The organism is [Bacteroides] pectinophilus, from assembly GCA_025146925.1.
GTDB lineage: Bacteria > Bacillota > Clostridia > Lachnospirales > Lachnospiraceae > Bacteroides_F > Bacteroides_F pectinophilus.
This window is the reverse complement of record CP102260.1, coordinates 840,027-854,814: the sequence shown is the minus strand read 5'-3', so window position 1 is coordinate 854,814 and position 14,788 is coordinate 840,027. Positions and strand designations below refer to the sequence as shown.

The window sequence follows — 14,788 nt, the reverse complement described above, 5'->3', positions numbered from 1 at the left end:
TAACAAACGAGAAACAGGAGTATCCTAAAGAGTACCAAATCCAAATGATGTCCTAAAAATGTCCTTTACCATCCACAGATAGTGTTCCTGCACATGTGTACTCCTACGATTTTCATACTATGAATATATGAAACTAACGGACCTTTGCAAAAGATTATATCAACAAAATTATATTATAGTCGCACTCGCCTCAGACCGAAATCGTATAGTATAATTCAAAAAAGCCTTATTTAGACAACTCTTCTCCAAGGAGCTATCTAAATAAGGCTGCGATGTAACCAAGATTGTCTTTAGTGCCAAAGCCAGACGAATTATTGTCTCACTTAAACAGGACTCACACGGATACTACAATTTGATCCATACAGTTCAAACATGTAAATATTGTTACTAAATCCAACATCAAACAACTAACAAGAAATATCATATTAGTTATATACGCGCCAACAAGACATATATCTCCATCAACTTATTTCTCATATAAATATCCCTTTACAATGCATATTTTACAGATACTGTTTCGCTTTATATACACTTGGTATGTCCCAGTTTCATTCGAAAAGGAAGGAATGGCAATGCACCTTGACTACCATGCCGTTTCAATGTCATTCTATGCTTCTCGCAACATCCTTCTGTAAAATCTTTATAAGTTCTCCTACTTCCTCAACAACACTGTCAATATCAACCAACTTCTTTACTGCTTTGTTTCTAGTTAATATTTCAACTTTTCCCTGTTCAATATTCTTCGGCCCAGCTATGATTCTTATAGGAATTCCAAGTAAATCAGCATCAGAAAACATTACACCAGCACTAACTTTTCTATCATCATACAACACTTCCACATTGCTACTTTGCAACTCATTGTAAATCCTATCTGTAACCTCTTTACACTCTATCTTATCAGCACGCATACAACATATATGTACCTGCCAAGGTGCAACAGAGATAGGCCAAATAGGACCGTAATCATCATGATGAGCCTCACAGATTGAAGCTGCCAATCTTCCTATACCTATACCATAGCAACCCATTATAGGCACTTTCTCTTCGCCATTAGTATCGACATATTTCAATCCCATAGCATCTGAATATTTTGTTCCAAGTTGAAAGATATTGCCGACCTCAATTCCACGACTAATTCTAATTGACTTCTTATTGCAGCACGGACAAATGCCACCTTCTTGAATCTTAGCAACATCAACATACTCAATTTCACCTATTTCACGATGCAAATTAAGACCAACATAATGGTAATCAATTTCATTTGCTCCGCAACACATATTATCACTAACACTCGTCAACGATTTATCATAGATAACTTTGCTTACGCCTTTTAGTCCAACAGGGCCGCAAAACCCAGCAATAATTTCTGAATCTTCTGTTAACACAGCCGGATGAACTTTAGTATGTAAATAATTAGTCAATTTAGTCTCATTTACTTCATAATCACCTCTAATAAACACAACAACAAATGAATCATCTTCATTCCTCTGATAGATTACAGCCTTACAAAATCTTTCCTTGTTTATGCCAAGGAACTGACCCACTTCCTCTATTGTCTTACAATTAGGTGTATTAACTTTTTTCAATTCTTCAACTTCTACCGATAATTCTTTTTCAACATTAGTCTCAGCAGCCTCTATATTGGCACTATATCCACAATCATCACATAATACAATCGAATCCTCACCAGCATCACACAAAAGCATATATTCATGTGATACATTACCACCAATCATACCGGAATCTGATTTTACAGATATCACCTCAGGAATCCCCACTTTAGCAAATATTCTGTTATACGAATTTGCCATCTGTTGATAATAATCTTCTAAGCTTTTTTGTGTAAGATGAAATGAATATGCATCTTTCATCGTAAACTCTCTTACACGAATCAATCCTGCTCTTGGTCTTGCTTCATCACGAAACTTCGTCTGAATCTGATATATAGAGAAAGGATATCTAGCATACGAACGCCCATACTCCCTTACAAGATGAACAGCAGCTTCTTCATGTGTCATTCCCAATACCATCTGTGAACCGTTTCTGTCTTTGAATCTCAAAAGTTCGTCACCAACACTTTGATAACGCCCCGATTCCTCCCACAATGAGCTAGGCAAAGTTACAGGAAATAAAACTTCCTGACAACCAACACTGTCCATCTCTTCTCGAATAATCTTTTCTATCTTCTGTGTAATTCTTCGCATAGGAGGGAATAATGAATATATTCCATTTGCCACATACTTTATATAACCACCACGAATACAGAATTCATAGCTGTCTATTACACAATCCGCAGGTTTTTCTTTGAATCTTTCACCAATCAAATTATTTAATTTCACAAATCCAACTCCATTCTATAATAATAAATTATCTCACACACATTTTTGCAGCATCTTAATCTAATTGATGCTACAGCACTTATTCATCCTATTAAATTCATATTAAGAATTTAGGAAAAACATACATGATTATCGTACGCACATAAATCAACCTGTACTATATTGGTATAGATTTCTTCCGCCATATGATTAAACAATGTACCTCTTGGTCATTTGTTCAAACATTATCCTTTTGACTCACAATTTTTTCTCATTCGCAAATCGATTTCAGAATATGTATTTCTTCATGTATATATCTATATAATATCATAATTTGTGGTTTTTGCAAGCCATTTTTGCTTTCTTGAGTTTCTTGAGTTTCTTGAGTTTCCGCAGTTTTATCCACTACCGGATCGTTTCTCAGGTGTAGCCATAAACAACTTTCAAAAATTGCCCAAAATATAAGCAATCTTCTTCCTTTTTGATGTAAAATTAATTCACCACAAAAAATCATACTAAACAAAAAAGAGGAGGATTCCCTGTGGTTAATTTTACATCAAATACCTATCAAATGAAACGGGAAATTTTAACTTTTTCCAGAAAAATTTCCAGACATCTTTCCAAACCAGATAGCAAGTTCACTGCCGACATGACCTATGGTATTCTTGCCTCTGGCAGCTGTCTTCTTACTGATATCGTAGACCAGTTTCATGAATCTTCCAAAAAGGTCAATTCTGTGGAAAGGCTTGCCAGACATCTGAACAAAGGTACACCTTCAAAAGCGTTGAATTCTTATTTCTCCCTGATCCGCAGGTGGGTTCCAGATGAGACTGTTATTCACATCGATGACAGCGACATCGTAAAACCTGATGGTTATAAATTTGAGGCTCTTGGTACTGTCAGGGATAGTTCAAAGAGTACCGACACTAAAAATGTTTATGAAAAAGGCTATCACATGACGGAGAGCTGTGTTCTAGTCAAAAACGCTCATCCCGTCAGCATCTTCTCGAAGATTCATTCTTCAAAGGAAAAGAACTTTACATCCGCCAATGATGTAACCTTTTCTACAATGAAACGCGGTGCAGATATGTTTGGTCATGCTACTTTCGTCATGGGCAGAGGCTATTATGACAACAAGATGTTTTTGAAGCTGGATGAGTTAAAACAGGATTATGCAATCTGGCTCACTTCCAAACGCAATCTCTTTTTCCGCGGAAAATATGTCTCTGCCACACATCTTAGGAACCAGTAGAAAGGAAAGATCAAAACTTCACATTTTTGCTTTAATATATATGCTTAACATATATACCACCCACAGATGATAACCCTCCCATTTCTATCGGCTTCTTCCCTTACTAACCAGATTGACTTCCGTCACATAATTATGTCCTGGCTCTGCCACTGCTTGTGCTTCTAATGACTTCGGAGCATTCTCCTTCGTCTGGTCAAACATATCCTTATTTCTCTTATAGAGGTCATCCCACTTCCGCAACATGTCTTGAATATGGACATCAAAGGATAACTTCAGCACCTTATCAATAGCTACATCCTGATGAAGCTTCATATTTTGATACACCTTCTTTTGCCATTTCCACGGTTTCTTAAGTGCTTCTGTCTATGATAATCGCTTTTACCTCTCTGCATAATCAACCACAGGTTTATCCACAAATGTTTTGAAGGTATTAGCTGCCATCTGACCTGCCTCACGCATCCCGGAACCAAATGCATCAATTTTTGCAATGGTTCTGTTCGTATCCGTAATATCTTGTCTAAGCTTTCCCCGAATAAACATAAGATTTTCCTTCAATCCATCAAATTCTGATACCTTATCTAATCCCTCCTTGCCTTTCCACTTCTCTGCCTGTACGATTTCAGAAGCTTTTGCTTTCATACCTTTACATCGAATAACGTCACCTTAATCTCAATACAACGTTTTTCCATCTTGGTAAACATATTCTTCTCCATACATCTGTGGTGCTACATTATGTCCTGCAGAAAGCAACACACCTTGTACCATATCCATCACACATCATATTTCCTTCATTATCTGTCAATGGAAAAGTAATAGATATTGCACCTACTTCACATATTCCTTCCATATAGCTAGGTAACATCCAAATACTATTTTTTCATCATCCCGTTAAGAAATAACTCCATCAACTGGTTTCAAACATATTTCACGTAGCACTAAAACAGAAATTTTCTCTAATTATCCTTATTATATATTATATCGTACTTTTCATAATTCTTTATCACCTATTTCAATAAAAAATATGTATAAAAAACAAGATTTAATATGTACTTCTTCATTTTGCAGCCTTCCCCCCCCACTCACATAACTTGCATCCACAGCACTTTACTTCATCCACCTTAAACACCTGCTTACAAGTATTCCTACATGTAAGGCATCTGGTGCAGCAAGCCGCCACACCAGACATGTTTTCGATAAATATAAAGTCTGGGGAAGGTGTTTTCTTATCTTCCTTTTCCTTCATTTTTTACCGCTGCTACATTTCCTGCAATTCTGTCAGCCTTATCCTTAGACTGCATCGTCGCATTATAATTTTCCATATACTTATCAAATGCATCTGCTCCGTACACCGCTTCATTCTCCGCTACCATAGGCATTACTACCGCCTCCTTGGTACATTCGATTCTGCTCTCCAATCTGTCATAGAGCTTAATCATATTGTTGAGTTCTGCTTCTTTATGCAAAGAATCAACCTTTACTATAGCTCGGTCAATTCTTTTCTCCATAGACTCCAAAATACTCTGTTTTGCCATCCAAGACTTTTTGAATAAATCAGACATTTTTATCCTTTTGTCTATCTTTGAATAATCCTTTGCCTTTTTATCAAATAGCTCACGAAAAGTATTTTTGAATATATGCGAAGCCTCACTCATTCCCACTGCAAATGCGTCTATCTTATCAAGTGCATGTGCAACATCTTCCTGAGATTCCTTTACCTTTACTCTCATACTCACAAGTCGATCTTTTACATCAAACACCTCATATATCTTATTTAATGCTGACCTACCTTTTTTCTTAAAATCACAAATAATATTCGAAGCCTTAGACTTAATACTATTCTTTATGATAAAGAGCTCTGTCTTTATCTGTCCGAAAGTATTTGATACTTTTGTCTGTGCCTTTGAAAGCTGGGATTTTAACTTATTAACCAGCTTATCTTTTTCCATTTGTTTTAACTGTTGCTGTATATTGTCTAATTCAATCTGCATTCCAGAAATCTTATTCTGCAAACCGTCAATATAATTACAAATATCAAAAGTATCGTTGGTTTCACACTTCATATTGTTTTCTCTTAAGAGAGTAATGAGTTCCTGCATAACCTCATCATTTATCATCGTGCTTTCCATTATCTTTCCTTTCCGCAAAATAGGAGCACATTGCTCTGCCCCTACTGCTAATTGCTTTTATCTGAATGGTTTTGGTGAAGAGTCCTTCTGAATAAACTCATTTTCATAAGTCTTTGGCTGCTGACTCTTATCATTACCATTCTGTACCTTTTCCTGTGCTTCCTGCTTCTGCTTATCAAGTGCCTCATTGTAGGCTCTCTCAATTTCAGCATAAAGTTTTTTCCTAAACTCCTTAGTTACTGGATAGCATACATCCCGATAAATCGCTCTGCCCTGTTCATCAACCTGCTTAGTCTTATATGATGGCATTGCAACAAAAATGTTTTCCTTGCCCTGTAACAGATTTACATTGTTGACAATAAAGCTATCCTCAAAATAGATCCTTGCAAGTCCTCTGATATTGCTATTTTCTCTGGTAAAAGGTGTTACTGTAACAGAGAACTCAGGAGTCGCAATACTGCCCTTGTCCTCTTCCATATCCCTGTTTTCATTTGCTACAACCTTGTTGTACTCCTCAAGGATATTGGTATATAACTCCTCCCGAAACTCTGCTGTGATAGGATTACATACATCCTTGTAAACGCCACCTCCGTTGGCATCTTTTTCATTACTCTTGTATCTTGGCATAGATACAAATAATTCGCCCTTTTCCCTATTCTCAAGGATTGCAATATTGGTGATCTTAAATGAATCACCAAATACTACTGTTGCAAATCCTTTGATATTGCTGCCCTCTTTTGCCCTTACTTCGTTTACCTTAATTGAATACTTCATATGCTATTCCTCGCTTTCTTTTTGTTCTTTGTTTTGCTTTGGTATGATAAGCTCACACCAAAGCTGTTCTATCTGTTCACAAGACAATCTGCCATTTAACCAGTTGCCAAGTGTAACGACCATTCCGTCCTGCTCATAGCAGAGCCACTCCTGTGTTTCAATGTTCCCCTCATACACGATGGTCACATCAAAATCAGGCATAAATAATCCTTCCTCTGCATCCCATACACAGGCTATTCCCTGTCTGAGTGTCAGATTCAGGCTTTCGACATACACAGACCAGCCGCTTACGACTATCTGAAATTCATCATCAATCTCTGCAATATCATCCTCGATGTCAATTAGCTCTTCCATTTCTGCTACTGCCTCTTCTATCTCACCTAACCGGTATCTTTTATTCATCCACACCTGCCTCCTTATATCTGCATCTGACCACAAAACGCATAGTACCCTTCTGTGAACAGGTAAAAAGAGTTAATTCCTTTTCCTCTCCCTGTGTCTTAATGCTGTTATCATACGGATTTACTACCTCTGTCTCTGTTACCTCATAGATATGCTCCTGTCCCTTTTTGTCGGTTATCATCACTTCATCACCTATGGATATCTGACTTAGTGGTGTAAAAAATGTGCCATATCTGCTGCCATTGTGACCGCACAATACACAGTTGCCACTCTCACCGATTCCTGCAGTCTCTTCTATATGACCAATCCCTGCATTAAGCACTTTACTTGTGGTTCCTTCCATTACCGGATACCTGATATCTAACCCCGGTATCTCAATGATGCCGATAACACCGCCTTCTTTAAGAATGGCTTCATCCTCTTCACTAATGGAGGTTTGCTCTTCCTCCACATCTGTTTCTTCATCGTAATCATCCTCCAATGTCTGCTCAAATTCACTTATGAGCTGTTCTGTCTGTTTTTCTCCGGTTGCCCTCCAGAAAAAAGGGACTGCCATAATGGCAATCCCTGCTGTAATCAGTAGTCCTGCGACCACTTTTCTTATGCTCATATTATTCACTCTCCTATCGTGTTCTGCCCTCTCTGTCGGCTGAATAAGTGCCTTTATCCTCAGCTACAATTGCTGCAGCTTCCATCCTGTCATCTGCTTCTCTTTCTTCCTCCGGTCCGCTCAGGTCTGCATCCACAGCCTTTGCGTTCTCAAGGTCAAGCTGGGCATTCAGTTCACACTGTCTTGCCAGCTTTTCTTCCAGCTCCGTGCTGTATGCAAATGGCTTATCATACTCAGTCTTTGATGCTTCAAGGTCATTCTGGTACTGCTCAATCTTCTTTTCTAAGAAATCAATGTTCTCATGGAGTCCATTGAACAGGTTTTCAAGCTTCACCATACTGCCGACCGGACTGGTGGAAAGCTCTGCTTTATACTCTGTCTTTCCACGAAGCACCATATAATTGATGTCAAGGAAGTTCTTTTCCACAAGCAGCTCAAATCCATGGAATTTACCAATTGCAGTTGTCTCTCCGGTCTTGCATTTGCTGATTGCTTCAAGCATCATCGTTCCGCCATCCACACGCTCAGTATAAGTTGCTTTGCCTATAGTAATGGCAAATTCCGGATTATCAATCAGCTCTTTATCCCTTGCCTTTACATCCTCACGGACATTGGCAAGCTTTTCTGTTGCTGTCTTAATCAGCTTCGGATACTTGATCATAAAGTTATCCTGCAAGCCATATCTCTGATTGTCATAGGATGCCTTTAAGAGCTTTAATCTCTGGACATCATTGTCAATCTCCATCTTTTCCTTGATCAGAGGATTACCTGTAGCAACCGCCTTGATCTCTGCATAGGAAAGTGTAGCCTCGTCGATATCCTCGCAGCTTCGGCTTACAGCCTTGCTTGTCATAACCTGACTGATAAAACGCTGCTTATTCTCGACAAGTGACCAGTTGTATGCATCAAAGGTTCCTTTTGTGACATATCTGTAGATAGCCACCTCTTCATTTTCGTTGCCCTGCCTGATGCCTCGTCCTTCCCTCTGTTCAATGGAGCTTGGCTTCCAAGGACAGTCCACATGATGCATTGCTACAAGGTGTGTCTGCACATTGACACCTGTTCCACACTTGTCCGTTGAACCGATAAGAACCTTCTTTTTACCTGTCCTCATCTCCTTAAAAAGTGCGTCCCTCTGTGCATCCGTTTTGGCATCATGAATAAATGCTATCTCATCTGCCGGAATACCATACTGGATAAGTGTTTCCTTCAGATAATCGTAGATGGTAAAGTCCTTATCCGGTCCCGGTGTGCCGATATCCGAAAAAATAAGCTGGCAGCCTATATGACCGTTGGCATTTCCTTTCTCGTATTCTTTCCACACATTTTCTGCTACCTTATTGAGTTTTCCGTCCGGATTGTTCGGTGCATCCTTATCAATCAGTCTGGCATCTGTTCCTAATAGTCTTGCCTCATGGGTAATCTTTAGGAAGTTATCCACGCTTGGATCAACTCCACCGCCTCTGATACGCTCTGCCCTCACAACAAAGTCTTCCATGACCTGCTTCACATACCAGTCAGGCTCCGACTCCACAATAATAGGCTTGCCGCCACGGAGAGCCGGCACATCAAGGTCAAGCATGTCTGCGGTCTGCACATCAGCTACCTCTCTAAAGATATTCATAAGCTCCGGCAGATTCGTAAACTTATTGAATCTGCTCTTAAAACGGAATCCGCTTCCCTCTACAGTAAGCTCCAGTGCTGTTGTCACTTCACCAAAGTTCGCTGCCCATGAATCAAAGTGATAAATCCCCATCTCTTCAAGTGCCGCTTTCTGTAAGTAAAGCTGCATGACATACATCTCACACATGGTATTGGATATAGGTGTACCTGTAGCAAACACAATGCCCCTGCCATCATTTATCTCTGATAGGTACTGGCATTTAAGCTGCATATCCGTTGACTTCTTTGCTCCACTGCTGCTGATACCTGACACATTGTTCATCTTGGAAAAAATCGCAAGGTTCTTAAAATTATGTGCTTCGTCTACCATGATAGAATCTACCCCCAGCTCCTCAAAGGTAATAAGGTCATCCTTTCTGCTTTCATCAGATAGTGATTTAAGCTGCTCCTCCAGCTTTTTCTTCTGGCTTTCCATCTGTTTTACAGTCCAACGCTCTCCATTACGCTCTTTCATCTCATCAATCGCATAGCTGATTTCATCTATCTGCTCATTGAGCATTCTTTCCTTTCTCTCTGCTGAGATCGGGATTTTCTCAAACTGCGAGTGGGACATGATAATGCAGTCATAGTCACCTGTTGCAATCCTTGATACAAACTGCTTTCTGCGGCTCTTTTCAAAATCACGCTCTGTGGCAACTAAGATATTGGCTGACGGATAAAGCCTTAAAAACTCTGATGCAGTCTGCCCGATAAGCGGCTTTGGAACAACCATAATCGTTTTATTGGCAAGTCCAAGTCTCTTCTGCTCCATGCAGGCAGCCATCATCTCAAAGGACTTTCCGGCACCGACACAGTGTGCCAACAGGGTGTTTCCTCCAAGAAGGATTCTAGCCACCGCATTCTTCTGATGTGGCTTTAGCTCAATCGCCGGATTCATTCCCGGAAACTGTAAGTGGCTTCCGTCATACTCACGCAGGCGGATATTATTGAATGTCTCGTTATAATACTCCACATATTTCTGTCTGCGTTCCGGCTCTGAAAACAGCCATTCCTTGAACTTTTCCTTGATCATGTTCTGTTTTTCCCTTGCAAGCATTGTCTCATTCTTATTGACTTCGTAATGATATTTGCCATCACCGTCATCAATCCTGTCCCTTACTGTTACAGTTTTAAGATTCAGCGTATCCTCAAAAATAGAATAAGCATCCATGCGGCTTGTACCATAGGTCTTAGTAGCTGCCACTGAATGCTTATCCATGCTCTTATTCTCGATGAACCATTCCATGCTCATCTTATTTAAGTGTACCTGAATGCCTGTATTGTAAAACTGACTTCTGACTGCTCTTGCACGTCTTGGTGTATTGAGAAGTTCATAGATAAACTGCTCATAATCAAGCGGTTCAATCCATGTCGTACCAATCTTTACATCAATATCTGAAGCTTCAATCCATTCCGGCTGCACCTTTTCAAGTGCTGCCACATTGCCTGCAAATCTTTCTGCCTGTGGATTGTCTGTATCCGCTGCCATAGCTTTTGCTACTCGTAGCTTGTCTCTCACATTGCCGGAAAGATACTCGTCTGCTGTCTCCCAGCCGATATCGGGATTGTTCTCGTTGTAACGGTCGGGATTAAGGAAAATCAGTCCGTCCAGCTCTTCCACAAGAACTGCCCTTCTAAGCTCTGCCAAAGCATCGTCACTTAGAGTTATCTCATCCACTGTCTGTCCGGTCTTTTCCGCAAGCTCTTCCTTTGCATTTGTAATATCCGGCTCATAGATAGAGAGCATATAGGCGAGGTTTACATATCCAAATTCATTGACGGATACATTTAATGCTTCCACAGCGGTCTCCACTCTGTCTATGACTGTCTTTGCCTTAATCGTCTGCTTATAAAACATATCCGCTTTTTTCACCTCCCCATCTTCGTTTACTTCCTCAAGACTGCAAAGAAGTGGATAATCGCTGTCATCCCTGAATGCTATTCTGTTTGCTTTTGAAGTAATGGCTCCATACTGCTTTACGAAGGCATCATATTTTACATTAAGAAGTCTCTGCTTATCAGAAAGCTCCTCCTCGCTGCAGCCATCCATCTGGATATCAATCAGCTCTCTTGTTATCTGTCTGATTTCATCAAGGCTTCGGATTCGCTCCTCGGCAGTCTGTGATACTTCTTTTTTTACCATCTCGGAATTTTCCCTGTAATAGAGTTTTCCTTCAAAAAATGTGTAAGTGTAGTTTCTCACATCCGGATCAGCCGGGATAACTTCCTCTGTCTGCTCCGCCTCATCTGCCACTCTCTCAAAATCTGTCATCTGTGCTTTGATATTTCCGATTGCCTTATTGAGAGCCTCGTACATATTGAAGTTCTCATCATCATTCACACAGACTGTATATCTGCTGTCCTGTCCGTAAATCCTTGTATCATACTCCATAGATCCAAGCATCATCTCCGGATGCTCTGCAAAATAAGAGTTGACTGCAATGCCATTCTCAGTCACACCAAGGTGTAGCCAGTCCGGCTCAATATCAATCTTTCTCTCCCTCTTCTGCAGAAACAAGATATCTGCTGTCACTTCGGTTCCTGCATTATCTTTAAATGCAGTATTCGGAAGTCTTATCGCTCCCACAAGTTCTGCTCTTTCGGCCAGATACTTTCGGATAGTAGGATTTGCCTTATCAAGTGTTCCCTTTGTGGTAATTACAGCAACCATGCCTCCCGGTCTTACCTGGTCAAGTGCTTTTGCAAGGAAGTAATCGTGGATACGGAAGTTATACTTGTTGTACTTCGGATCAAATACCTTGTAATCGCCAAACGGCACATTTCCGACAACCACATCAAAAAAGTTGTCCGGATAAGTAGTATTCTCAAATCCTGTGATACTGATATTGGCATTCTGATAAAGCTGCTTTGCAATTCTTCCTGAAATGCTGTCAAGCTCTACCCCATACAGCTTGCTTCTCTGCATTGGTGCCGGCATACTTCCAAAGAAGTTACCGATACCCATAGATGGCTCTAATACATTGCCGCCTCTGAAACCAAACTGGACAAGTGCCGAATTTATGCACATGGCAATCTCCGGTGAAGTATAAAAGGCGTTATTTACTGTTGCCCTTGCAGCACTGTATTCCTCATCAGATAAAAGTTCTTTCAGTTCTGTATACTCTTTGCTCCAGCCTGCGTTTTCCTCGTCAAATGCCTGTGACAGTCCGCCCCAGCCGACAAACTTCGACAGGATTTTCTGATCCTCTGGTGTGGCAAAGCGGTTCTCTGACTCAATCTGCTTTAAAGTGCGGATTGCGTCAATGTTCCACTTGTATCTGGTCTTGGCACCGCCTTTTTCCAACTCCCAGAGATTGTAATGGAAGTTGTGCTTTTTCTGATTGTCAGCAACTGCCAGTTCTGTTTCATCCTGTAACTGAGATTCTTCGGTTGATTCTCTTTGACTGTCATCTCGATACAAATCATCAGATACATCAACTGACGCTGGTTTGACATTATCTGACACAATACGACCATTCTCATCAATCTTGGTATCCCAGCCATTCGCTATTGCTCTTTCCCTGGTTTCAAGACGATTGGCTCTTACACTATCCTCGATATCAAAGAATCTCTTATAGACCGGATTCATCTTATCCCTGTCAGCCTTCTGCTTTGTCTCCTGATAATACTTCTTCTGGTCTTCTCCGCAGTAAAATGGCTGTTTTACCATATAAGATAAGATTTCATATAACTCACGCCAGTCGAGTGCACCTTCCTTACGCACACCATTCCTGTTCTTATAGCTGATCTTCACATAACCGCTTCTGATTGAGTACTCCACAAGACCATACTTATTGTTGGAATATGCCTTTCTTTCTGCATTATCTGTCCCTAATGCAATATCCCTGATAAGGTCAAGTTTATTGGGCATAAATGCAAAATCAGACTGCACCACATCCATAAGGAATGCCCTAAACGGAGTGTAGCAGCTGCAATCTGTTACAAGAAGCTCCGCCGCATCACGCAGGTCTTCATCAAGCTCTGCAATACGCTTGGCATAATCAATCGGTGTAATATACTGAAGCTCTGATGGATCTTTTTCAGTTGTTTTAGCTTCTATCTCTGCACCATATTCTGCCTGTGTTACCATGCGGTCTTCATCGGCAGTTTCCTGTGGTGTCATGCCTTTTGCACTTACATAATCTCTGTTAGAAGCATAGCTCTCCGGCTCATCCGGTATTGCATAATCATCAATCTCTGATTCTGCCTTTTCCGGTTCCACTTCCCGGTATTCGGCATCAATGACCTCATCATCCTCACGGAGTCCGTCCATCGCAAGCTCATCAATACGAGGTGTCTCAGGCTGGTATTCCCCTGTAAGAATAAGGACGCCAAGCTCTTTTTCGATATCTTTCCATGAAACATATCCTTCAACCTCTCCATCCTCATCTCGCCACTGAAAACGCAGTCCGTTCCCATGAAATGTGTCATATCCGTGCAGTCCCAGTCCGTCAACCGGCCAGCCTGCACCTCCCTGACCATACTCTGCTTTGATACGCTTTGCCCTGGTTCCTGCATCAATCTCTGTTTCAAAAATCTTGCATACCCTGCCCTTGCCACCGACAAAGCCTGTACCTCTCATAAGCACCTGTTTGATATACTCACCTGGTACTGTTGCAGACTTTTTGGGATTCAGATAATTGTATTTACCTGCTAGTGCAGCTTTTCTGTCCTGCTCGAACTGACGCATAAACTGATTATTGTTTTCGTCCTCTGTATGAATGGTGCCAATGCTTGCCTGCCCGTTCTGGTCGAAAAAAAAGGAAGCCTGTGTATATTCGGCTTCCTTACTGACACCCAATGAATTGATTTCATCAAGTTCCCTATTCAGTTCTGTATCATCTGATTCTAGTGGAATCGCATCACTATCTGATGGAGTACCACTTCCTCTGCCTGCATCTTCGCCTGCTCTCTTATCTTCCACATCTCCATTGTCGATGACGGATTCTGTGGCTTGTGCTTCGCCAGATACTGCATCTCCAGCTGGTCGTACAGCTGGTTCGCTTCCTCCTCTACCGCTGACATCTTCTCGTACATCTTCCCGAATCTCATCAGCGTCTTGTATCTTGCCGGCTCGTTCTCCTTTAGATAGTTCATCGCCATCCTTCCGTATTTGCCCAGCTTCGTGAGATCCTCCGTCTCGTCCGGCATCTCTATCTGCGGATAAAGCAGTCCGTCCACTTCCTTGTAAGTCATTTCTTCTAACATATCCAATTCTCCTTTCGCTCTCGATTGCCTTTAAGTTACGACTAAATTCTCTAAGAACACTACAGGAGACATCGCATACAATGGAACCAAGACGGTAAATGATCTCTTCGTCTTTGATATTTACGATCTGACTAAAATCCTGTTCTTGCACAGATAAGTCAAATCCGCATCTCGTCCCTACAGCATACATGACACTTGCAAATACAAGCTGCTCCATGTCCATTTCCTGCTGTAAGCCATTGCGTTTCTTACTTTCTTCCTTTATCACACTACCTGATAGCTGCATAAGCTCGGTCATTCGGTCTCCGAACTCTTCTTTTATTATAAGCCAAACATCTGTTCCTGTAAACTGTTTTAATATATTTTTTAGAGACTCCCTGTCGCTGTTATCGTACTGCTCAATCTGACCTTCTGATACAAGAAAATCCACATAATT

At 40.8% G+C, this 14,788-nt stretch carries 10 protein-coding genes; 1 reads left to right on the top strand and 9 read right to left on the bottom strand.

Annotation, left to right across the window (positions count from 1 at the left end; translation table 11 throughout):
- Positions 1–602 precede the first annotated feature (602 nt).
- Positions 603–2,339, bottom strand: a complete 1,737-nt coding sequence (locus tag NQ488_03915; protein UWN96466.1) for a proline--tRNA ligase — start codon at positions 2,337–2,339, stop codon at positions 603–605.
- A gap of 520 nt (positions 2,340–2,859) precedes the next feature.
- Between NQ488_03915 and NQ488_03910 the strand changes: the two genes are divergently transcribed.
- On the top strand, positions 2,860–3,570 hold the full coding sequence (locus tag NQ488_03910) for a hypothetical protein (protein ID UWN96465.1): 711 nt from the start codon (positions 2,860–2,862) through the stop codon (positions 3,568–3,570).
- A gap of 84 nt (positions 3,571–3,654) precedes the next feature.
- Here the strand turns inward: NQ488_03910 and NQ488_03905 are convergent, their stop codons facing one another.
- From NQ488_03905 to NQ488_03870, 8 genes are all read right to left on the bottom strand, one after another.
- Positions 3,655–3,882: a hypothetical protein gene (locus NQ488_03905; GenBank protein UWN96464.1), complete on the bottom strand. Its 228-nt coding sequence runs from the start codon at positions 3,880–3,882 to the stop codon at positions 3,655–3,657.
- Between the two features lie 66 nt (positions 3,883–3,948).
- Complete coding sequence (locus NQ488_03900; GenBank protein UWN96463.1) at positions 3,949–4,209, bottom strand: hypothetical protein; 261 nt, start codon at positions 4,207–4,209, stop codon at positions 3,949–3,951.
- A 584-nt stretch (positions 4,210–4,793) separates the two neighbouring features.
- The gene (locus NQ488_03895) at positions 4,794–5,696 is read right to left on the bottom strand and encodes a hypothetical protein (protein UWN96462.1); all 903 of its coding nucleotides are present in this window, start codon (positions 5,694–5,696) and stop codon (positions 4,794–4,796) included.
- A gap of 57 nt (positions 5,697–5,753) precedes the next feature.
- Complete coding sequence (locus NQ488_03890; GenBank protein ID UWN96461.1) at positions 5,754–6,470, bottom strand: SpoVG family protein; 717 nt, start codon at positions 6,468–6,470, stop codon at positions 5,754–5,756.
- Between the two features lie 3 nt (positions 6,471–6,473).
- Positions 6,474–6,872, bottom strand: coding sequence for a hypothetical protein (locus tag NQ488_03885; protein UWN96460.1), 399 nt, complete (start codon positions 6,870–6,872; stop codon positions 6,474–6,476).
- A complete protein-coding gene (locus NQ488_03880; protein UWN96459.1) occupies positions 6,865–7,482 on the bottom strand; it encodes a class D sortase in 618 nt (205 codons plus the stop codon). Before NQ488_03880 ends, NQ488_03885 begins: the two co-directional genes overlap by 8 nt.
- Positions 7,483–7,495: 13 nt before the next feature.
- A complete protein-coding gene (locus tag NQ488_03875) occupies positions 7,496–10,042 on the bottom strand; it encodes a helicase-related protein (GenBank protein ID UWN97098.1) in 2,547 nt (848 codons plus the stop codon).
- Positions 10,043–13,992: 3,950 nt separating this feature from the next.
- A complete protein-coding gene (locus tag NQ488_03870; protein ID UWN97097.1) occupies positions 13,993–14,295 on the bottom strand; it encodes a TnpV protein in 303 nt (100 codons plus the stop codon).
- Positions 14,296–14,788: the final 493 nt, after the last annotated feature.